Here is a 17,932-nt window from a genome sequence, read left to right as displayed (position 1 = left end):
CGCCGAGAACCCCTGTTCGCTCTGCCCCGCCGGGACGAAAGTGGAGGCTTCTGTTGCCAGGCGCCTCCGAGCCCCGCCTAGAAGTGCAACCCCCTAGGGCTTGAATCCCAGTACCTTCACTGCATTACGCAGCGACGGCCACCGGAGCATAGTTGTCGTTGGCAACTATAAGGTTTGACCCGATAACGGCGGTATCATGCCGAGCGAAAAAGCACCCTTTACGCCCTCGTCGATCCTATTTCGCCCCCGCCACAAGCCGCCGCGCCAAACTTGCGCTCGCGTGATGGCCTCTGGTGGAGGCGCCGGGTACCGCCCCCGGGTCCGATAGGTTTATTACGGAGTTCGTTTATCGCCATAGCCGTCCCGAAGGTCGGCAGCTCACAATATACGCATTAAGGGCCGATGCGGAAAGGGGCTGCGGCGCAAAGCTGCGCCGATCTCCCCGACTTTCTCGCGCAGATTGAGCGCATGCGGACGAGACGCATCCGCGCGAGCGCTATAGCGATTTGAATTTACATATTCTTTTTTAAAACGCGCGAAAACGCCCGCCGAGGATCGACGGGCGTTTCGCGAGCGGCCTGCGGGGAGGAGCGGCCGGCTTCGGATCAGTTGTGCCGATCAGTTGTGCTTGACGGCCTGCGCGTCCTTGACGGTCAGCCCGTCCTTGACCTGGGCGAACAGCGCATCGGTGAGAATGCGGTTCTTCACCAGCTCATCCGTGGCCTTATAGGGCCGGCCCTTCACGATCGCCTCGGCCAGAGTGTGGGTGAGGCCCTTCACGCCGGAGAGCTGCTCCACCGTCGCGGAATTGATGTCGAGCGGCGCGGAGACGGCGACGATCTGCTTGACCGGCGCGGTCGCGGTGGCCGCCGGGCCGGCCGGGGGCTTCGCGCCGGGCGCGGTCGCGGTCTGCGCGAAAGCCGGAGCGGAAGCGAAAAGGGCGATGGCGAGAATGGCGTTGGTCTTCATGATGGCTGTCTCCTTGGGACCGGGACATTTCCCCGATCGACTTGCGCATCATGCCGTGCTCGCGCTGAACCCGCTTTGAATGCGGCGTTCAGCTGAAATTCAGCCGCCGAGCCCGGGCTTCATTTGCTCTTCAGGCAGGAGACGGCGGCCGGCAGGCAGGCCGCGCCCACCATGGAGCAGCCGGTCGAGCCATCCTCGAGGCGAGCGCAGACGAGGCAGCCGTCGGTCCATTCGAGGCAGGCGGGATGGTCCTCGCCATAGGCCTGGGTCGGCTTTTCCTCCGCGGCGAAGGCCATGCTCGCGTAGACGAGCGCGAGGGCGAAGGCCGCGCGCGCTATCACGCCTCGCCCACGCGCTTGGGCGCGGAAAAGCCGGCGGCGTCCATGGCGAGATGAATCTTGTTCCGCAGGCCGGCGTCGTCGCCTTTGACGATCAGCGCGGCATTGTCGGCCAGCGCGCCGCAGAGCGCCTTCACCCAGGGCTCCTCGCTCTTGGCGAAATCGCCCAAAACGTAGGAATGCACGCGCGCCTTGTCGCCCGGATGGCCGATGCCGAGCCGCATGCGCTTGAAGTCCTGCCCGATATGGGCGCCGATGGAGCGCAGGCCATTGTGTCCGGCCGCGCCGCCGCCGATCTTCACGCGGCATTTGGCGGGGGCGAGATCGAGCTCGTCATGGAAGACGACGACATCCGACAGCGCGATCTTGTGAAAGCGCAGCGCCTCGCCGACCGATCGGCCCGATTCGTTCATATAAGTCTGCGGCAGCAGGGCGAGCACGCGCTCGCCGGCGATCGTTCCCTCGCGGACGACGCCCTGGAAGCGCGCGCGCGACGCAGAGAAACCATGGGCGTCGGCGATCTTCTCGACCGCCATGAAGCCGATATTGTGCCGATTCCCGGCATATTCGCGGCCGGGATTGCCGAGGCCGACGAAGAGCAGCATGGCCTTTTGGCTCCGAGCCGAGGGAGGGCGATCGGCGGCGCGCGCCGATCGCCCGTCGCCTTACTTCTTTTTCTCGGGAGCCTTGGCGGCCGGAGCGGCCTTGGCCGCCGGGGCGGCCTTGCCGCCCTTGCCCTTGACCGGAGCCGCGGCGGCGGCCGCAGCGGCCGCGATCTCCTCGGCCGTGATCACCGGCGGCGCGATCGACGCCACGGTGAAGTTCTTGTCGGGATTGGTCGGCTTGCAGTTCGCCGGCAGGGTGAACGCCGAGATCTGCAGCGAATCGTTGAAGTCGAGGCCGGTGAGATCGGCGGTGATGGCGTCGGGGATATTGTCCGCCGGCACCCACATCTCGATCGCGTGGAAGACGATGTTGAGCGAGCCGCCGCGCTTGATGCCGGGCGCCGCGTCATGATTGACGAAATGCACCGGAACGTCGACGCGCAGGCGCGAGCCCGCCTTCAGCCGCAGGAAGTCGACATGCAGCGGGAAGTCCTTGACGACATCGAGCTGATAGTCGCGCGGAATGACGCGCTCGGGCTTGCCGTCGATATCGAGCTCGAAGATCGTCGTGAGGAAATGCCCGGCGTAGATGAGCTTGGTCAGCTCTTTCTTGTCGAGCGAAAGCGGAGTCGGCGCCTCGCCGCCGCCATAGATGACTCCTGGTATACGGCCCTCACGGCGAACGCTGCGGGCGGCCCCCTTGCCTGTCCCGCTGCGCACCGTGGCCGCGAGCTTCTTGATCTCGGCCATTTCGGTGTCCTTTTTTCAAAGAGAAAGCGCGCCTTTCGCCTCCAGGGGTGTCGGATGCCGGCGCGCTGCTGCGGCTTATAGGCGAGGCCAAATTCGGAGGCAAGGCTCGGGGCGGGCGTCGAATGGCCGTCGCGCCGCGCGCCGTGAATGGTTTTCGGAGACCAAACCCATGACGAAACACCGAATTTATACGACGAGCTTCGCGAGCGTTTATCCTCTCTATGTCGCAAAAGCCGAGAAGAAGGGACGCACGAAGGAGGAGGTCGATCAGATCATCTCTTGGCTGACCGGCTATGATCGAGCGGGGCTTCAGTCTCGGCTGGACGAGCAGACCGACTTCGAGACATTTTTTGCCCTCGCTCCAAAGCTCAATCCGTTGCGCGCCTCTATCAAGGGCGTCGTCTGCGGCGTTCGCGTAGAGGACATCGCGGAGCCGATCATGCGGGAAATAAGATATTTGGACAAATTGATCGACGAGCTGGCGCGCGGGAAGGCGCTCGACAAGATCCTTCGCAAGAGCTGAGCGCGGGGCGGTCGATCGTCGGCGCGCCGCGCGCCATGTAGCGCCCGCCGCCCTGAAATCCCGAACGTAGCCGCCCTTTTCGAAGCAGGAAGCTTGACAGCTATTTTTCGAGTCAGTTATATAACTAATAAGTTAAATACCTGACAGGTAATCAATGCCGGACCCCCTCAGCGCCACCTTCGCCGCCCTCGCGGACCCGACGCGCCGCGCGATCCTCGCCCGGCTCGCGCAGGGCGAAGCCTCGGTCGGCGAGCTGGCAGCGCCATTCTCGATCAGCCAGCCGGCCGTCTCGAAACATTTGAAGGTGCTGGAGCAGGCCGGCCTCATCACCCGCACCCGCGCCGCCCAATCGCGTCCCTGCAAGCTGGATGCGGCGCGGCTGCGCGAAATTTCCGACTGGCTCGAGACCTATCGGCGTTTCTGGGACGAGAGCTTCGATCGGCTCGACGCCTATCTCGCGCAATTGCAAAAGGGCGACCCCGATGCTCCAAAGAATTGACGACGTCCTCCCGCCGCTCTCGATCACGCGCCGCTTCGCCGCGCCGCCGGCGCTCCTCTTCGACGCATGGCTCGATCCAAAGGCGGTCGGCGGCTGGCTGTTCCGCACGCCGAATGGCCAATCCGCCCATGTCGAGATCGACGCGCGCGTCGGCGGCGGCTTCGCCATTCACGAGCAGCGCGGCGAAATCCTCGCGACGCATTTCGGCGAATATCTCGAGATCGAACGCCCGAGCCGTCTCGTCTTCACCCTGGGAATGCAGCGCGACGGCGCATCGACGCGAATAGAGATCGACATTCGCCCCGACGGCGCCGGAAGCCTCTTGACGCTGACGCATTATCTGACGCCGGAGGCTGCGACGAAATCCTTCGCTTTCCGCGCCGGCTGGACCGGAATTCTCGAAGGCCTCGCGCGTCAGGCCGGCGAAGCGGATGCGCCGCATCGGCTCATTCTGCTGCGCACATTCGAGGCGCCGCGCGCGCTCGTCTTCAAATGCTGGACGGAGCCGCAGCATATGATGCGCTGGCTCTGCCCCGCGACATTCACCGTGCTCTTCGCCGAGAATGATCTGCGCATCGGCGGCAAATGGCGCGCGGGAATGCGCTCGCCGGAAGGCGAGGAGTTCGTCCATCACGGCGAATATATCGAGATCGACGCGCCCGCGCGGCTCGTGATGACGCATGAATGGGAGCGCAATCATCTCGAGCCGAAAGCGCTGACGACGATCGAGGTGCAGCTCACCGAGCAGGACGGCAAGACCGAGATGATCTTCGTGCAGAGCGGCCTCGCCACCGCCGAGTCCGCCGCCTCGCACGGCCATGGCTGGACCGGCGCTTTCGATTCTCTCGCCGAGCTCGCGCGCGAGCTGGCGACGCGCGATCATTGAGGAGGCGTCATGTCCGACAATGCTCGCATTTCCATCCCTTCGGACGTCCCGGAGATATCCGGCGCGCGCCTCTTCGATGCGCCGCGCGCGCTGGTTTTCGACGCTTTCGCCGCGCCGGATCGGCTGGCGCGATGGTTCGGGCCGAAGGGTTTCTCGCTCACGACGCGAGCTTTCGCGTTTGCGCCCGGCGGCGTTTGGCGCTTCGTCATGCACGGCCCGGACGGGCGCGATTATGAGAATAAGATCGTCTTTCGCGAAATCCTGCGGCCGGAGCGCATCGCCTATTTTCATCCTGGCGATGACGAGACTGTCGAGCCTGTTCGGATGGAGACGATCATCACGCTCTCGGAGCAGGGCGAGAAGACGCGCATCGATTGGCGAATGCGCTTTCCTTCGCTCGCCGAGCGCGATCGCGTCGAGCGCGACTATGGCGCCGCCATCGGCCTTTCCGAAAATCTCGGACGGCTCGGCGATTTCGTCGAGGAATCGGCAGGTCCCGTCTTCGTCGCGTCACGCCGCTTCGCCGCCTCGCGCGAGCTCTTGTGGAAGGCGTTCGCGGAGCCGGAGCGCATGGCGCAATGGTTCGGGCCGAAAGGGATTCCCGTCGTCGCGTCGCAAATGGATTTTCGTCCCGGCGGCTCCTATCACTATGGGCTGCGGACGCCCGACGGCGGCGCCATTTGGGGCCTTTTCGCCTATCGCGACATCGAGGCGCCCGCGCGCATCACGCTCATCGCCTCCTTTTCCGACGAGAATCGCGGGCTGGCGCGGCATCCGCTGAGCGAGACTTGGCCGCTGAAGGTCGAGACGACCTTTCTCTTCGCGGATACGGAAAGCGGCGGCTCCGAGCTGACGCTGCGCGCGCGACCCTTCGAGGCGAGCGCGGAGGAGATTGCGACTTTCGCCGGCGCGCTCGACGCCCAGGGGAATGGCTGGACCGGAACGCTCGAGCAGCTCGAGAACTATCTCGTCCAGGCCTGAGCCAATTTCCAAAATCATTCGAAGCAAAGGAGCATTCGATGACGATGAAGCCTTATCTGTTCTTTTCCGGCCGCGCCGATGAAGCCATCGCTTTCTACCAGAAAGCGCTCGGCGCCGAGGTTCAATTCTTGCTGCGCTTCGACGAGAGCCCCGAGCCGCCGCCGCCCGGCGCGCTCGCGCCCGATTGGGGCCGAAAGATCATGCATTCCTGCCTTCGGATCGGCGATTCGGAAATCTTCCTTTCGGACGGCTGCGAAACGGCGGCCGCGCGCTTCGAGGGCTTCGGCGTCTCGCTCGAGGCGAAGTCCCCGGCGCAGGCCGAAAGCTTCTACGGCGCGCTCCTCGACGGCGGCGAAGCGCGCGTGCCGCTCGGCGAGACCTTCTTCGCGACGAGCTTCGGCATGGCGGTCGATCGCTTCGGCGTGCTGTGGATGATCATCGTTCCCAAATAGCGGTCGATGACGACGGTTGACGAAGCGCCCCGCGCGGACATGATCTCCCCTCACGAAACGAGCGCCCTTCCGCGGCGCTCGCGGGGAGACATGTGATGACAATTCAACCTTATCTCATCTTCGACGGCCGCGCCGAGGAAGCCGCCGCCTTCTATGAGAAAGCGCTCGGGGCGCAGGTTCAGATGCTGATGCGCTACAAGGATTCGCCTCTGGCGCCGCCCGCGGACATGATGCCGCCGGGCTGGAACGCCAAGGTGATGCATATGGCGCTGAAGATCGGCGACGCCGTCGTCTTCGGCTCGGATGGCGACGGCGTCGAGAGCGGCGGCTTCAAAGGCTTCTCGCTCTCCTACAGCGCCAAGACCCTCGAGGAGGCCGAACGCGTCTTCGCGGCGCTCGCCGATGGCGGCGAGACGCAGATGCGCTTGACCAAGACCTTCTTCTCACCCGCTTTCGGCATACTCACCGATCGCTTCGGCGTTCCCTGGATGGTGGTCGTGCCGCAATGACGGCGCGCGGCGCCTGCAGGAAAGCAGGCGCCGCTCCGCCCCTTCACGAGGTTGCAAATGTTGGAAATCATCGGCGCCGGAGTCGCCCTCGTCATCGCCATTATTCTCGTGCTGGCCGCGCGCCAGCCGGACGTCTGCCACGTCGCGCGCAGCATTTTCGTCGCCGCGCCGCCGGAGCGCATTTTCCCGCTCATCGATGATCTGAAAGCGATGAACGAATGGAATCCTTTCGCCACGCAAAAGGGCGTGAGCAATGTCTACAGCGGACCGGAGCGCGGCGTCGGCGCGGCCGATGATTTCAGCGGCGGCGGCAGCGCCGGCCGCATCGAGATCGTCGAATCGACGGAACCTTCACAGGTCGCGCTGTCCTTGCGCATGGATCGGCCGATGAGATGCAGCAATCGAGTCGAATTCACCATTGCGCCGCAGAATGGCGGCTCGCTCGTCACCTGGGACATGAAGGGCCGCCAGCCTTTCATCGGCAAGCTGTTCAGCCTCGTCATGAAGCCGGAGAAGATGGTCGGCGGGGCCTTCGAGCAGGGCCTCTCCGATTTGAAGCGGCTCGTCCAGACGGCGCGCGAGGAGGCGGCGGAATGACGCGATATGCGACGGCAAGCCCTCAGCTCGCCTGCGCATATCTCTCGGCCTGCTCGAGATCGACGGAGACGAGCTGCGAAATGCCGCGCTCGGCCTGCGTCACGCCGAACAGGCGATCCATGCGCGCCATTGTGATGGGGTTGTGCGTGATGGCGACGAAGCGCGTGTCGGTCTTCTTGCGCATATCCTCGAGCAAGGCGCAGAAGCGCTCGACATTGTAATCGTCGAGCGGGGCGTCCACCTCGTCGAGCACGCAGATCGGCGACGGATTGGTGAGGAAGACCGCGAAGATCAGCGACATTGCGGTGAGCGCCTGCTCGCCGCCCGAGAGCAGCGTCATCGTCTGCGGCTTCTTGCCCGGCGGGCGGGCGAGAATGTCGAGCCCGGCCTCCAGCGGATCGTCGCTCTCAATGAGCTGCAATTCCGCCGTGCCGCCGCCGAACAGCAGGCTGAACAGCTCCTTGAAATGCGCGTTCACCTGCTCGAAGGCGACGAGCAGGCGCTCGCGGCCCTCCTTGTTGAGGCTGGCGATGGCGCCGCGCAATTTCTTGATCGCCTCGGCGAGATCCTCGCGCTCGGCCATCATCTTGTCGCGCTGCGTCTCGATCTCGGCGAGCTCGTCCTCGGCGCGAAGGTTCACCGCGCCCAATCTTTCGCGATCCGCCTTCAGCCCTTCCAGCTTGCGTTCTATGTCCGGGATGGAGGGAAGCTGCGTCTCATCGCCGGTGACGCCGGCGAGCTCGGCGAGTGAATGCTCCTCGCTCTCCAATTCCATGGCGATGGCGTGCTCGACATCGGCGGCGCGGCGGCGCGCGGCCTCGAGCTGCGCCTCGCTGCGGGCCTTCTCCTCGCGCGCGGCGCTCATCGCCTCCAGCGCCATGCGGGCGGCGCGATCGGATTCCGCCTGCGCGGTCTCGCCGGTCGTTCGCGCGTCGGCGGCGGCGCGGCGGGCGGCCTCGGCCTCCTCGATCGCCGAGAGAAGATTGCGGCGCTGGAGCAGGAAGGTTTCCGGCGAATCGAATAGCCGCTCCTGCTCCTCGCGGGAGTCCTCGAGGCGGCGCTCCAATTCGGCGATGCGATCCTGCGCGCGGTCGCGCCGCTCCATCCAGGAGGCGTTCTCGCGCAGGATCGCCGATTTGCGGGCGGCGCGCGTCTCGGCCTGATGGCGCAGCGAGGTGAGCGCGGCGCGCGCTTCGCCGGCCTGGGCGCGCTCGGCGGCGGCGCGGGAGCGCACATGCTCCACCGCGCCGGCGAGCGAGGCGGGCTCGTCCAAATCGTCCAGCGCGCGCGCGGCGCTCTCCCGCTTCATCGCCGCTTCGTCGCGATTGGCGAGAATTTGCGCCTTGGCCTCCTGCAGCGCCGAGAGACGCTGGGCGATCTGGCCCAGGCGGCGCTCCGCCACCACATGGCGCTCGCGCGCTTCTTCCAGCGCGGCGCGGGCGCGGCGCTGCCCCTCGCGGGCGGCGCTCTCGGCGAGGGCGGCGGCGCGCGCCTGCTCCTGCGCCGTCTGCGCCTCGTCGGCGAGCGCGTCGGCGGCCTCGCGGGCGGCGGCGGCCTCGAGGCGCAAATCGGCGAGGCGATTCTTCTCGGCGAGGCGCCGGGCGGCCGGCGTCGGCGCCTCGGCCGCCTGGGTGAATCCGTCCCAGCGCCAGAGGTCGCCTTCCTTGGAGACGAGGCGCTGGCCGGGCTTCAGCATGGAGCGCAATGCTGCGCCCTCGCTGCGCAGCACGACGCCGATCTGCGCGAGGCGCCGGGCGAGCGCCGGCGGCGCCTGCACCATCTCGGCGAGCGTGCGAACGCCCGGCGGCAGCGAGGGATCGCCGGCGCCGGAGGTGAGCGCCCAATGGGCGGGGGCGGAGGTCTCGATGGAGGCGTCGAGATCGTCGCCGAGCGCGGCGCCGAGCGCGGTCTCATAGCCCTTCTCGACCGTGACGCTCTCGACGATCGGCGCCCAGAGATCGCCGCCGCCCGATTCCAGCAGCTTCTCCAGCGTGCGCGCCTCGGTCTCCAGCCGGCCGGCGCGCTTTTCCGCCTCGGCGAGCGGCTGGCGCGACTGGCTCTCGGCCTCGCGCGCCTCGATCGCCGATTCCTCGGCCATCAGCGCGGCCTCATCGGCCTCGCGCGCCTGCTCGCTCGCCATTTCCAGCGATTCGGCGAGGCGCTCCACCTCCTCCGCCGCGCCGCCCTGGCCGGCGATCAGCGCGAATTCCGTCTCGACGCGGGTCAGCTCGGCCTCGAAACGGGAGACGCGCTGCGTCTCCTCGCGCAGCGCCGCCTCCAGCGCGCCGCGCTTGGCGTTGACGCCGGCCAGCGATTGCTGCGCCTCGGAGAGCTCGGCCTCGGTGTGAGCCAGCGCCTCCTCTATCTCGGCGAGACGCTCGCGGGCGGCCTCCTCGCGCTCGGCGCCGATGGCGTCCTGCTCGGCCAGCTCGCCGCGCTCGTCCTCGAGCCGCTGCGTCACCTCGGCGGCGTCGTCGATCAGCGCGCGCTCGCGCTCGACGTCGCGGGCGAATTGCTCGGCGTGGCGGGTCAGCTCGGCGATGCGCTCCTTGGCCCGCTTCTCCTCGCCGTCCAACGCGTCGCGGGCCATGATCAGCCGATGCAGCGCCGCGCCGGCCTCGGCCTCCCTGTCGCGGAGCTTCGGCAGCTCGAAGGCGGCGAGCGCCTGCAGACGCGCGGCCTCGGCCTGCTGCAGCGTGCGCTCCTCGACGAGCTTCGTATCTTCTTCCAGCTTGCGCTCGGCGAGCTTCAGCTGCTCGCTGGCCTGGCGATGCGCGATATAGGCCGCGAGCGCCTCATTCTTGCGGATTTCCGCCGCCACGGCGCGATAGCGCTGCGCCTGCCGGGCCTGGCGGCGCAGGCTCTCGGTCTGGCCGTCGACCTGCTTCAGCACATCCTCGAGGCGGGTCAGATTTTCCGAGGCCGCGGTCAGCCGCAGCTCGGCCTCGTGCCGGCGGGAATGCAGGCCGGCGACGCCGGCGGCGTCCTCCAAAATGCGGCGGCGCGCCTGCGGCTTGGCGGAGATGATCTCGCCGATCTGCCCCTGGCGCACCAGCGCCGGCGAGCGCGCGCCAGTGGCGGCGTCGGCGAAGAGCAGCTGCACATCCTTGGCGCGCACCTCGCGGCCATTGATCCTATAGGTGGAGCCCGCCTCGCGCTCGATGCGGCGGGTAACTTCCAAAGTCTCGGCGTCGTTGAAGGCGGCGGGGGCGGTGCGGGAGCTATTGTCCAGCACGAGGCCGACCTCGGCCACATTGCGGGCGGGGCGCGAGCCGCCGCCGGAGAAGATGACGTCATCCATCCCCGAGCCGCGCATGTTCTTATAGGAGTTCTCGCCCATGACCCAGCGCAGGGCCTCGACGAGATTGGACTTGCCGCAGCCATTGGGTCCGACGACGCCGGTCAGGCCCGGCTCGATCAGAAAATCTGTGGCCTCGCAGAAGCTCTTGAAGCCGAGGAGACGGAGCCGCTGGAATTTCATGCGCGCCAGAGCGCCACAAAATAGCGGGGAAGGCAAGAAATAGGGCGCGATATGTTGTGGGATTCGCGCGCGGTCGCGTCAGGCGACGCTTCTGGGGAGCTGCGCGCCCTCCTCTCCCCAGAAGGCGAGCTCGCCGCGTCCCTTGCGCTTCGTCCGGTAGAGGGCGGAATCGGCGCATGAGACGAGCTGCTCCAGTCTCGTTCCGTCTCGCGGAGCCAGAGCGACGCCGCCGCTGACGCCGATGTGGATTTTTCGTCCGGCGAGATCGTAAGGCGCGCCGATCGCCTGCACGATGCGGCGCCCGAGAAGCTCCGCCTCCTCCGCGACCTGTATCCCGAGCTGGATGATGACGAATTCGTCGCCTCCGAGACGGGCGACCGTGTCTCCCTCGCGCACGGTCTGCGTCAGCCGTTCGGCGACGGCCTGGAGGAGCGCGTCGCCCGTGATATGGCCGAAATTGTCATTGACCTCCTTGAAGCGGTCGAGATCGAGATAATGAAGCGCGAAAAGGCCTCCGGCCCGCTCGAGATGCGCGCCGGCCTCCTCCAGCTTCTCTTGCAGCCGAATGCGATTGGCGAGGCCCGTCAGATGGTCTCTGCCGGCCAGCGCCGCGAGATCCAGCTTCGCGACGATCTGCTGTCGGACCGTGTCGTAGAAGTCGTCGACCAATCCGAGGCCGGCCATGGCGAAAACGCCGACGACGGCCGCTTGAGTGGCGAAGACGGTCTGCGCATACCAGCCCTCTGCGCCGAGCGCGCGCATTCCGAAGCCCGCCACTGTCGGCATGGTCGCCAGCGTCACGCTCCCCAAGCAGATCTGAGGACGGGCGGACAGGCGCGTGACGACGCCGGCGCCATAGGCGAGGATCAGCGTCGTCACCAGCATCGGGCTCAGCATGACGTCGGCGACGGCCGCCTCCGCCGTGAGCGCGCGCGCGTTCAGCGCGCCGAGCAAGGCCGCGAAGGCGAAGCTGCCGAGGGCGTAGCGCCTGTCCCACCGCCGGGCCTCGCTCGCCGTGGGGCGCGATGCGGCGCGCCGACGGCGATAGAGCAGCATGAGGGCGATGCGGGCGCCGGAGACGGCCGCGCCGGCGAGGGTCACGAGCAGAAGCAGGCCGTCGCCGGTCCGAATCGTCAAAAGCGCGCCGATGCACACCATGGTGACGCCCATGATGGCGATGGGCGGAAGAGCCCTGTAGACGACATCCACGAGCTCGACCAATGCGGCGTCTGGAAGCTCGTTCGAACGCCGTGAAAAGCGTTGCAAGTGTTTGGTCAGCATGGATCGCTCGCGCCGTTTCATCGACGATAGACTCGACGGCGAGCGAGAGCCAGAACAGAAGCGCGCGGTTCTGCGCCTATAGGAAACGGCAGCTTAAGCTTATGATCCGCCGAGGGCTCGCAGCCTCGCGGCGCTCGGTCACGCCCCCGCCGTGATGAATTGCGCCCTGGCCAGATCGGCGAACAGCCCGCCCTTGGCCACCAGCTCGTCGAAAGTCCCGCTCTCGACGATCTCGCCGCGATCCAGCACCAATATGCGGTCCGCATGGCGCACCGTCGCCAGACGATGTGCGATGATGAAAGTGGTGCGGCCGGCGGTCGCCGCCTCCAGCGCCTTTTGCAACTGACGCTCGGTGGCGGCGTCCAGCGCGCTGGTCGCCTCGTCGAAGATCATGATCGGCGGGTCCTTCAGCAGCGCGCGGGCGATGGAGAGGCGCTGTCGCTCGCCGCCCGACAGCGTGCGGCCGCGCTCGCCGACCAAGGTCGAAAGCCCTTCGCTCTGCCGCGCCACGAGATCGCGCGCCTGCGCCAGCTCCACCGCGCGGGCGATCTCTTCTTCGTTCGCATCCGGCTTGCCGACGCGCAGATTTTCCTCGATCGAGCGGGCGAAGAGCATGGGCTCCTGAAACACGACGCCGATGTTGCGGCGGAGCGACGTCAGCGTCATGTCGCGAATGTCGACCCCGTCGATCGTGACGCGGCCCTGCGCGGGATCGAAGACGCGATGCAAGAGGCCGAGCGTCGTCGATTTGCCCGAGCCGGTCGCGCCCACCAGCGCAATAGTCTCGCCCTGCCGCGCCGAGAAGGAGACGTCGCGCAGCGCGAGGCGCTCGCCGCCGTAAGAAAAGCTCACCTTCTCGAAGGCGACGGCGCCTGCGAGCCGTCCCATGTCGCGCGCATCCTCGCGATCGGCGACCGTCGGGCGCGTGTCGAGAATGGCGAAGAATTCGGCGATCTTGGGCGCGAGCAGAAAGAGCACGTTGAGGAAGCCGACCATTTGCTCGAGGCGGCCGATCAGCATCGTCGCAAAGCTCATGAAGGCGACGATCTCGCCGATGGAGGCGAGGCCCTGCAAATGCAGCCAGGCGCCGAGCAGGAAGATAACGAGCAGGGTGAGCGTCGCCGAGGCGCGGCTCGCCACTGCGGCGAGCGCCCACCAGGAGAGCACCGGAATTTGCGCCGCGAGCAATTCGTCGATGATGCGTCGAAGCGCATTGGTCTCGCTCTCTATGCGCGTGAAGCTCTGCACCACGGCGACATTGCCCAGAGCGTCGGAGGCGTGCTCGGCGAGCGAGGAATGATGACGCTCCACCTTGCTCTGCAATTGCTCGGTGCGACGCAGGACGAAAGAGGTGAGCGCGCCGAAGACGATGACGAGAAGGATGAGCGGCAGAGCGAGCCGCCAATTGACGAAGAGCGTCGCCGGCAGCAGCACGAAAAGCGCGATGAAGGAGGCGCAATTCTCGCGGAAGAAGGAGAGCCACAGCCCCGCCATGCCGGAAGCGCCCTCCAGCATCACCTTCAGCAGCCGGCCGGAATGCGCGCCGGCGTGAAAGCTCGACGGCAGATCGAGCACATGCTCGAAATAGGCCGCCATCACCGCGAGCCGGCTCCGATGCGCGAGACGATCGGCGTGCAGCGCGACCAGCACGGAGGCGGCGATGGAGAAGAGGCCGAAGCCGGCCCAGGCCGCCAGCAGCGGCAGAAGATCGCCCCAAGCGAGCTTGACGCCCGCCGCCTGCGCGCGCGTCAGCACGTCGATGACGCGGCCGAACAGCATTGGCTCGGCGAATTGCGCAATGGCCACGGCGAGATTGGCCGCGACGAGGATTGCCGCGAGACGCTTCTGCGGCTTCAGCTGCGCGAGGACACGGAGATAGACAGAGAGAACGGACATGAGACAACTAAATGGGAGGGGCGATGGCGCGGTCTATAGCGGGCGGGCCGGGGAGCGCAAGGGCGCGCGAAACGCGAGCTTCGCGAATTCTCGCCGGCCACGCTTGTATTATCCGCCCATATGCCCCACATACGGTCTATCGAGTTTTCGGCCGGTCGACTCCTGCTTCGCGCCTAACGGCGCCCCGGGCACTATGACTTCCTCTCCAGAACATCGATCAAGCGAGGCGTCGCATGTCGCGAACGCCCCAATCCCCCTGTTCTTCGAAAGGACAAGTCATGCAGACCGGCATCGTGAAATGGTTCAATGCGCAAAAGGGTTTCGGCTTCATTCAGCCGGAGGCCGGCGGAGCCGACGTCTTCGTTCATATCAGCGCTGTCGAGCGCGCGGGCCTTCACGGCCTCGCTGAGGGCCAGAAGCTCTCCTATGAGATCGTCGTCGACCGGCGCAGCGGCAAATCATCGGCGGATCAGCTGAAGGTCGACTGACCTTTTAAGCGATCAGGCCCTGCGCGCCGACCGCGGATGTACCGGCGGCGAGCGCGGGGCCTTCTCCCCCGGTGGAGGCGCGTCGTTCCTTCGCGGATCGGCGCGTCGCACTCCATCCGAAAGGGCCGTCATTTTGAGCGCGCATTCGAATGAGCTCTCCCGCTATCAGCGGCTTCGCAAGGCGGCGCCGACGCATAAGTTCCGTCTCGGCGCGCAAATCTATCATCGCCTCGGCGCGCGATCGGAAAAAGAGACATTCCGAATCATGCGCCTGCTGCCCGACAGCGGCGCCGGATTCCAATATGTCATCAAAGGAGACCGAGACGGTCTCGAACGTGTCGTGACGGAAGCGGGAATGGAATTCGCCTGGTAATTTCTCGCTTCGGAGTGTTGCGCGTCGCTCGCGTTCGTCTCGTCCACGCAGGCCGCACAGCGGCGTCGTGATCGATTTTCGCGCTGAAATAGCGCGGACGACAGGGAGAAGAGCGATGAGCGCATTCGATTACGGCATGGAAGCCGGTCTTTTCTCATCCAAGGCGTCCGCCAAGCGGTCGCGATCCTATCAGAGCTCCGTCGAATTCCGGCGTTTCGCCCAGGCCGCGGAGGCGATTCGCTACGCGGTCGAGGATATGCCCGCCGCTTTGCTGGGAACCTGCTCGCTCGAGGTGGCGGAGGCGACCTATTCCGGCGCGGCGATCCGCGGCTTGTATGAAAGCGCGGAGTTTCCTCTGCCGCGGCGGATCGACTCGAAAAAATAAGTTCCGCGACGTGAAACGAGCCGTTTCAACTTTGCGTAGAGGCTTTCGGGACAAACCGCTTCACGGCGATCTGGTCGGAGCGGTCGCGCATGGCGCAGGCGTCGAACCATGCTTGCATCTTCAACAGAGTGTCCATGCTCATGCCGAACGCCTTCTCGATGCGCAGCGCCATCTCCGGCGACAAAGCCGCTTTGCCGTTCACGAGGTCGGACAAAGTGGCGCGGCGCACGCCTAGCGCATCGGCGGCCTGCGCAACCGAGAGATCGAGAGGCTCGAGGACCTCCTCGCGGATGAAAACGCCGGGATGCGGCGGCCTCATGCCAATGGTCACGGACGCGTCGGTCATCAGTGATAATCCTCCAAGTCGAGACTGGTGATTTCTCCGTACGGCATAACCGTACACATCGCAAATGTTTTCGAGCGGCGCCGCTGGAGCCCCGCCGCAGCCCGCGATAGAATCCCCCACCATGTCCACCGCCCCGCTCACCCGCGACGATTGCGCCCATTCCCTTCTCCCCCGGCCTGGCTCGCCGCCGGTGGAATGGGTCGTGGTGCCCGGCTTCACGCCCTATGAGGCCGCCGTCGCCGAGATGGAGGCGCTGGTCGAGCGCATCGCCGATGGCGCGGCTGCCGAGCGCGTGTGGCTGGTCGAGCATCCGCCGATCTACACGGCCGGGACCTCGGCCAAGGAGGCCGATCTGCTCGATGCGCGCTTTCCCGTGCATCGCACCGGGCGGGGCGGGCAGTTCACCTATCACGGGCCGGGACAGCGGGTCGCCTATGTGATGCTGGACCTCGCGCGGCGAAGGCGCGATCTGCGCGCCTATGTGGCCGGGCTCGAGGCTTGGCTCATCGAGACGCTCGCTTCGCTCGGCGTCGCCGGCGAGCGGCGGGAGGATCGCGTCGGCGTATGGACGCGCCGGCCGGACAAGCCCGCGGGCCTTTTCGGCGAGCCGGCCGAGGACAAGATCGCGGCGATCGGCGTGCGCGTGCGGCGCTGGACGACATTCCACGGATTGGCGCTGAATGTCGCGCCTGACCTCACGCATTTTTCCGGCATAGCGCCTTGCGGCGTGCGGCAGGCGCATCTTGGCGTGACGAGCCTCGCCGATCTCGGCAAGGTCTCCGACATGGCCGCGGTGGACGCGGCGTTGCGCCGCGCCTTCGAGCCGATTTTCGGAGCGACGACGGCGCCTCAGTCTCCCGAGAGGTGAGCGAAATCACGCACCACCTGCTCATAGACGTCGCGCTTGAAGGGCACGATCAGCTGCGGCAATAGCGCCGCGCGCTCCCAGCGCCAAGCGTCGAATTCCGGCTCGTGCCGGCCGCCGCCGGGACGTTCTATGTCGATCTCCGCCTCCTCGCCCTCGAAGCGGAAGGCGAACCATTTCTGAGTCTGGCCGCGATATTTGCCTTTCCAGCGCTTGGCGGCCTCGGGCGGCAGATCGTAGCTGTACCAATCCTGCGCCTCGGCGAGCACGGAGACGCTGGTCACATTGGTCTCCTCGTGCAATTCGCGCAGCGCGGCGGCGAGCGGCTCCTCGCCCTCGTCTATGCCGCCTTGCGGCATTTGCCATTCATGCTCGATCACCTGCGGATCGGCGCGCTTGGAGAGGCGCCGGCCGAGAAAGACGAGGCCTTTGGCGTTGATCAGCATGACGCCGACGCAGGGTCGATAGGGCAGCTCGCTCATTTCCACTTTCCGGCTCTCGCCTCTTTGTCCTCGATCCGCGACACCAGCGCGCTCAGCGGAACGAGCGCAATTCCCTTGCGCTCGAGCTCGCGCGCGAAACGCGTGAGGCGCGTCATCGTCTGCGGCAGCGTGCCGGCGGCGACGATCGCCTGACCATTGCGGCGCGCGAGCGCCTCGATCTGCGTCAGCGCCTTCTCCAGCGCCTCGCCCGAGGCGCCGGCGTCGATCGCCACATCCGCCCGCGCCGCCGTCAAGGCGAGACGCGGCGCGAGAGAGGAGACGAGCGAGCGCGGCGAGGTGCCGTCGTCGAGATAGAGCAGGCCGCGCCCGGCGATGTCGGTGAGCGTCGGAGTCAGCGCGGTCTCGTCGGCGGTGAATTGCGCGCCGAGATAATTCACCACGCCGATATAGCCGGAAAAGCGGCTCATCAGCCAGTGCAGATCCTCGAGGCCGGCGCCGCGCGTCGTCAGCAGCGTATGCGGCCCGGGATTTTCGCGCGGATAATCATAAGGCTCCATCGGCGCCTGCAGCAAAATCTCATGGCCGCGGTCGCGCGCCTTGGCGGCGACGCTCTCGGGATCGGCGCCATAGGGCGCGAGCGCCAGCGTGACGGCGCCGGGCAATTCGTCGATGGCGCTCGCCGTGAGCTGCGCATTGAGCCCGACGCCGCCGACGACGAGCGCGATGCGGGGCGCGCCGGCGGGCAGGCGCGCGCTGATCGTCGTCGGGCGGGCGTAGACTTCCATCGGCTTCGCGCCATCGGCGCCGATCTTGGGCAACGGGCCGCTGCGGCCTTTCTCCACCAGGCGCTTGTCCGGCGCCGGCGCGAGCGCCGTATGCTGCTCGTCGAGCCTTATGATGAGCGCGCCGGGCGGCTCTGCGCCGCCGATGCGCGTGACCTTGACGCCGGAGCGCTTCTCTATGTCGGCGATCTCATCTGCGCGCTTGTCCTCCTCCGTGACCGCTGCGCGCTCGGCGGGAGCGCTCGCCGGCGCGGACGGCGGCTCGACCGTTTCGATGCGCGCGACGGCGATGGGCTGGCCGGCTCGAGGATCGCGCGAGGACAGGAGAAGCGCGGCGCCGCCCGCTCCGCAGAGCAGCGCTGCGGCGACGAGGCTTTTCGTGCGCGCGCCGCGCCGGCGCGCCGGGCGTGGCTCCAGCGGCTCGTTCAAGCCCAAAGGCTCGTTCAATTCGTCGGTCATGGCCCGCGGACGGCTCCCTCTTGC

At 66.7% G+C, this 17,932-nt stretch carries 21 protein-coding genes and 1 other RNA gene; 11 read left to right on the top strand and 11 right to left on the bottom strand.

Features of this window, described 5'->3' with window-relative positions; genetic code table 11:
• Positions 1 to 39: 39 nt before the first annotated feature.
• The 5 genes from ssrA to ACT53T_RS20985 all read right to left on the bottom strand — a co-directional run bounded on the left by ssrA (position 40) and on the right by ACT53T_RS20985 (position 2,662).
• Positions 40 to 415, bottom strand: a transfer-messenger RNA (tmRNA) gene (gene ssrA / locus ACT53T_RS21005).
• 203 nt (positions 416 to 618) lie between these two features.
• Positions 619 to 969: a ComEA family DNA-binding protein gene (locus ACT53T_RS21000; RefSeq protein WP_476162700.1), complete on the bottom strand. Its 351-nt coding sequence runs from the start codon at positions 967 to 969 to the stop codon at positions 619 to 621.
• A gap of 119 nt (positions 970 to 1,088) precedes the next feature.
• A complete protein-coding gene (locus ACT53T_RS20995) occupies positions 1,089 to 1,310 on the bottom strand; it encodes a hypothetical protein (protein WP_476162699.1) in 222 nt (73 codons plus the stop codon).
• Positions 1,307 to 1,912 (bottom strand): aminoacyl-tRNA hydrolase, encoded by a 606-nt coding sequence (gene pth, locus ACT53T_RS20990; RefSeq protein WP_476162698.1) that lies wholly within the window; start codon positions 1,910 to 1,912, stop codon positions 1,307 to 1,309. Before pth ends, ACT53T_RS20995 begins: the two co-directional genes overlap by 4 nt.
• A 60-nt stretch (positions 1,913 to 1,972) precedes the next feature.
• Positions 1,973 to 2,662: a 50S ribosomal protein L25/general stress protein Ctc gene (locus ACT53T_RS20985; protein WP_400769982.1), complete on the bottom strand. Its 690-nt coding sequence runs from the start codon at positions 2,660 to 2,662 to the stop codon at positions 1,973 to 1,975.
• Between the two features lie 169 nt (positions 2,663 to 2,831).
• Here ACT53T_RS20985 and ACT53T_RS20980 point away from each other — a divergent pair, with 169 nt between their 5' ends.
• From ACT53T_RS20980 to ACT53T_RS20950, 7 genes are all read left to right on the top strand, one after another.
• Positions 2,832 to 3,185 carry a DUF2200 domain-containing protein gene (locus ACT53T_RS20980; RefSeq protein ID WP_400769981.1) on the top strand — a complete coding sequence of 118 codons (354 nt, stop codon included), beginning with the start codon at positions 2,832 to 2,834 and terminating at the stop codon, positions 3,183 to 3,185.
• A gap of 154 nt (positions 3,186 to 3,339) precedes the next feature.
• Positions 3,340 to 3,684: an ArsR/SmtB family transcription factor gene (locus ACT53T_RS20975; RefSeq protein WP_400769980.1), complete on the top strand. Its 345-nt coding sequence runs from the start codon at positions 3,340 to 3,342 to the stop codon at positions 3,682 to 3,684.
• Positions 3,668 to 4,570: an SRPBCC family protein gene (locus ACT53T_RS20970; RefSeq protein WP_400769979.1), complete on the top strand. Its 903-nt coding sequence runs from the start codon at positions 3,668 to 3,670 to the stop codon at positions 4,568 to 4,570. Before ACT53T_RS20975 ends, ACT53T_RS20970 begins: the two co-directional genes overlap by 17 nt.
• A gap of 9 nt (positions 4,571 to 4,579) precedes the next feature.
• Entirely contained in the window at positions 4,580 to 5,551 is a 972-nt protein-coding gene (locus tag ACT53T_RS20965) for an SRPBCC domain-containing protein (protein WP_476162697.1), read from the top strand.
• Positions 5,552 to 5,589: 38 nt separating this feature from the next.
• The gene (locus ACT53T_RS20960) at positions 5,590 to 6,003 is read left to right on the top strand and encodes a VOC family protein (protein WP_018267005.1); all 414 of its coding nucleotides are present in this window, start codon (positions 5,590 to 5,592) and stop codon (positions 6,001 to 6,003) included.
• Between the two features lie 95 nt (positions 6,004 to 6,098).
• Positions 6,099 to 6,512 carry a VOC family protein gene (locus tag ACT53T_RS20955; protein WP_400769977.1) on the top strand — a complete coding sequence of 138 codons (414 nt, stop codon included), beginning with the start codon at positions 6,099 to 6,101 and terminating at the stop codon, positions 6,510 to 6,512.
• A gap of 57 nt (positions 6,513 to 6,569) precedes the next feature.
• Entirely contained in the window at positions 6,570 to 7,109 is a 540-nt protein-coding gene (locus ACT53T_RS20950; protein ID WP_476162696.1) for an SRPBCC family protein, read from the top strand.
• 22 nt (positions 7,110 to 7,131) lie between these two features.
• Here the strand turns inward: ACT53T_RS20950 and smc are convergent, their stop codons facing one another.
• The 3 genes from smc to ACT53T_RS20935 form a co-directional block, all read right to left on the bottom strand.
• Complete coding sequence (gene smc / locus ACT53T_RS20945; protein ID WP_476162695.1) at positions 7,132 to 10,590, bottom strand: chromosome segregation protein SMC; 3,459 nt, start codon at positions 10,588 to 10,590, stop codon at positions 7,132 to 7,134.
• A gap of 78 nt (positions 10,591 to 10,668) precedes the next feature.
• Entirely contained in the window at positions 10,669 to 11,871 is a 1,203-nt protein-coding gene (locus tag ACT53T_RS20940) for a diguanylate cyclase domain-containing protein (protein ID WP_476162694.1), read from the bottom strand.
• Positions 11,872 to 12,009: 138 nt separating this feature from the next.
• Complete coding sequence (locus ACT53T_RS20935) at positions 12,010 to 13,767, bottom strand: glucan ABC transporter ATP-binding protein/ permease (protein WP_476162693.1); 1,758 nt, start codon at positions 13,765 to 13,767, stop codon at positions 12,010 to 12,012.
• Positions 13,768 to 14,045: 278 nt separating this feature from the next.
• Between ACT53T_RS20935 and ACT53T_RS20930 the strand changes: the two genes are divergently transcribed.
• The 3 genes from ACT53T_RS20930 to ACT53T_RS20920 all read left to right on the top strand — a co-directional run bounded on the left by ACT53T_RS20930 (position 14,046) and on the right by ACT53T_RS20920 (position 15,013).
• Complete coding sequence (locus ACT53T_RS20930; protein WP_159728689.1) at positions 14,046 to 14,255, top strand: cold-shock protein; 210 nt, start codon at positions 14,046 to 14,048, stop codon at positions 14,253 to 14,255.
• A 133-nt stretch (positions 14,256 to 14,388) separates the two neighbouring features.
• Complete coding sequence (locus ACT53T_RS20925; RefSeq protein ID WP_400769972.1) at positions 14,389 to 14,628, top strand: hypothetical protein; 240 nt, start codon at positions 14,389 to 14,391, stop codon at positions 14,626 to 14,628.
• Positions 14,629 to 14,743: 115 nt separating this feature from the next.
• A complete protein-coding gene (locus ACT53T_RS20920; protein WP_476162692.1) occupies positions 14,744 to 15,013 on the top strand; it encodes a hypothetical protein in 270 nt (89 codons plus the stop codon).
• Between the two features lie 25 nt (positions 15,014 to 15,038).
• Here the strand turns inward: ACT53T_RS20920 and ACT53T_RS20915 are convergent, their stop codons facing one another.
• A complete protein-coding gene (locus tag ACT53T_RS20915) occupies positions 15,039 to 15,359 on the bottom strand; it encodes a HigA family addiction module antitoxin (RefSeq protein ID WP_476162691.1) in 321 nt (106 codons plus the stop codon).
• Positions 15,360 to 15,480: 121 nt separating this feature from the next.
• Here ACT53T_RS20915 and lipB point away from each other — a divergent pair, with 121 nt between their 5' ends.
• The gene (lipB, locus tag ACT53T_RS20910; protein ID WP_476162690.1) at positions 15,481 to 16,227 is read left to right on the top strand and encodes a lipoyl(octanoyl) transferase LipB; all 747 of its coding nucleotides are present in this window, start codon (positions 15,481 to 15,483) and stop codon (positions 16,225 to 16,227) included.
• Here the strand turns inward: lipB and ACT53T_RS20905 are convergent.
• Both ACT53T_RS20905 and ACT53T_RS20900 read right to left on the bottom strand, forming a co-directional pair.
• Positions 16,209 to 16,706, bottom strand: coding sequence for an RNA pyrophosphohydrolase (locus ACT53T_RS20905; RefSeq protein WP_400769969.1), 498 nt, complete (start codon positions 16,704 to 16,706; stop codon positions 16,209 to 16,211). The genes lipB and ACT53T_RS20905 overlap by 19 nt on opposite strands.
• A complete protein-coding gene (locus ACT53T_RS20900) occupies positions 16,703 to 17,908 on the bottom strand; it encodes a divergent polysaccharide deacetylase family protein (protein WP_476162689.1) in 1,206 nt (401 codons plus the stop codon). The genes ACT53T_RS20905 and ACT53T_RS20900 overlap by 4 nt, the downstream gene beginning before the upstream one ends.
• Between the last annotated feature and the right edge of the window lie 24 nt (positions 17,909 to 17,932).

This window comes from Methylosinus sp. DMC45 (assembly GCF_056313885.1).
The sequence above is the reverse complement of the archived record's forward strand: the minus strand, read 5'-3'. Positions and strand labels throughout refer to the sequence as shown.

Bases quoted from the DNA above. Each gene is read 5' to 3' on its own strand.
- ACT53T_RS20965 (WP_476162697.1), top strand. From the start codon at position 4,580: ATGTCCGACAATGCTCGCATTTCCATCCCTTCGGACGTCCCGGAGATA.
- ACT53T_RS20980 (WP_400769981.1), top strand. From the start codon at position 2,832: ATGACGAAACACCGAATTTATACGACGAGCTTCGCGAGCGTTTATCCT.
- ACT53T_RS20950 (WP_476162696.1), top strand. From the start codon at position 6,570: ATGTTGGAAATCATCGGCGCCGGAGTCGCCCTCGTCATCGCCATTATT.
- ACT53T_RS20900 (WP_476162689.1), bottom strand. From the start codon at position 17,908: ATGACCGACGAATTGAACGAGCCTTTGGGCTTGAACGAGCCGCTGGAG.
- ACT53T_RS20985 (WP_400769982.1), bottom strand. From the start codon at position 2,662: ATGGCCGAGATCAAGAAGCTCGCGGCCACGGTGCGCAGCGGGACAGGC.
- ACT53T_RS20975 (WP_400769980.1), top strand. From the start codon at position 3,340: ATGCCGGACCCCCTCAGCGCCACCTTCGCCGCCCTCGCGGACCCGACG.
- ACT53T_RS20955 (WP_400769977.1), top strand. From the start codon at position 6,099: ATGACAATTCAACCTTATCTCATCTTCGACGGCCGCGCCGAGGAAGCC.
- smc (WP_476162695.1), bottom strand. From the start codon at position 10,590: ATGAAATTCCAGCGGCTCCGTCTCCTCGGCTTCAAGAGCTTCTGCGAG.
- pth (WP_476162698.1), bottom strand. From the start codon at position 1,912: ATGCTGCTCTTCGTCGGCCTCGGCAATCCCGGCCGCGAATATGCCGGG.
- ACT53T_RS20920 (WP_476162692.1), top strand. From the start codon at position 14,744: ATGAGCGCATTCGATTACGGCATGGAAGCCGGTCTTTTCTCATCCAAG.
- ACT53T_RS20960 (WP_018267005.1), top strand. From the start codon at position 5,590: ATGACGATGAAGCCTTATCTGTTCTTTTCCGGCCGCGCCGATGAAGCC.
- ACT53T_RS20915 (WP_476162691.1), bottom strand. From the start codon at position 15,359: ATGACCGACGCGTCCGTGACCATTGGCATGAGGCCGCCGCATCCCGGC.
- ACT53T_RS20905 (WP_400769969.1), bottom strand. From the start codon at position 16,706: ATGAGCGAGCTGCCCTATCGACCCTGCGTCGGCGTCATGCTGATCAAC.
- ACT53T_RS20935 (WP_476162693.1), bottom strand. From the start codon at position 13,767: ATGTCCGTTCTCTCTGTCTATCTCCGTGTCCTCGCGCAGCTGAAGCCG.
- ACT53T_RS21000 (WP_476162700.1), bottom strand. From the start codon at position 969: ATGAAGACCAACGCCATTCTCGCCATCGCCCTTTTCGCTTCCGCTCCG.
- ACT53T_RS20940 (WP_476162694.1), bottom strand. From the start codon at position 11,871: ATGCTGACCAAACACTTGCAACGCTTTTCACGGCGTTCGAACGAGCTT.
- ACT53T_RS20930 (WP_159728689.1), top strand. From the start codon at position 14,046: ATGCAGACCGGCATCGTGAAATGGTTCAATGCGCAAAAGGGTTTCGGC.
- ACT53T_RS20970 (WP_400769979.1), top strand. From the start codon at position 3,668: ATGCTCCAAAGAATTGACGACGTCCTCCCGCCGCTCTCGATCACGCGC.
- lipB (WP_476162690.1), top strand. From the start codon at position 15,481: ATGTCCACCGCCCCGCTCACCCGCGACGATTGCGCCCATTCCCTTCTC.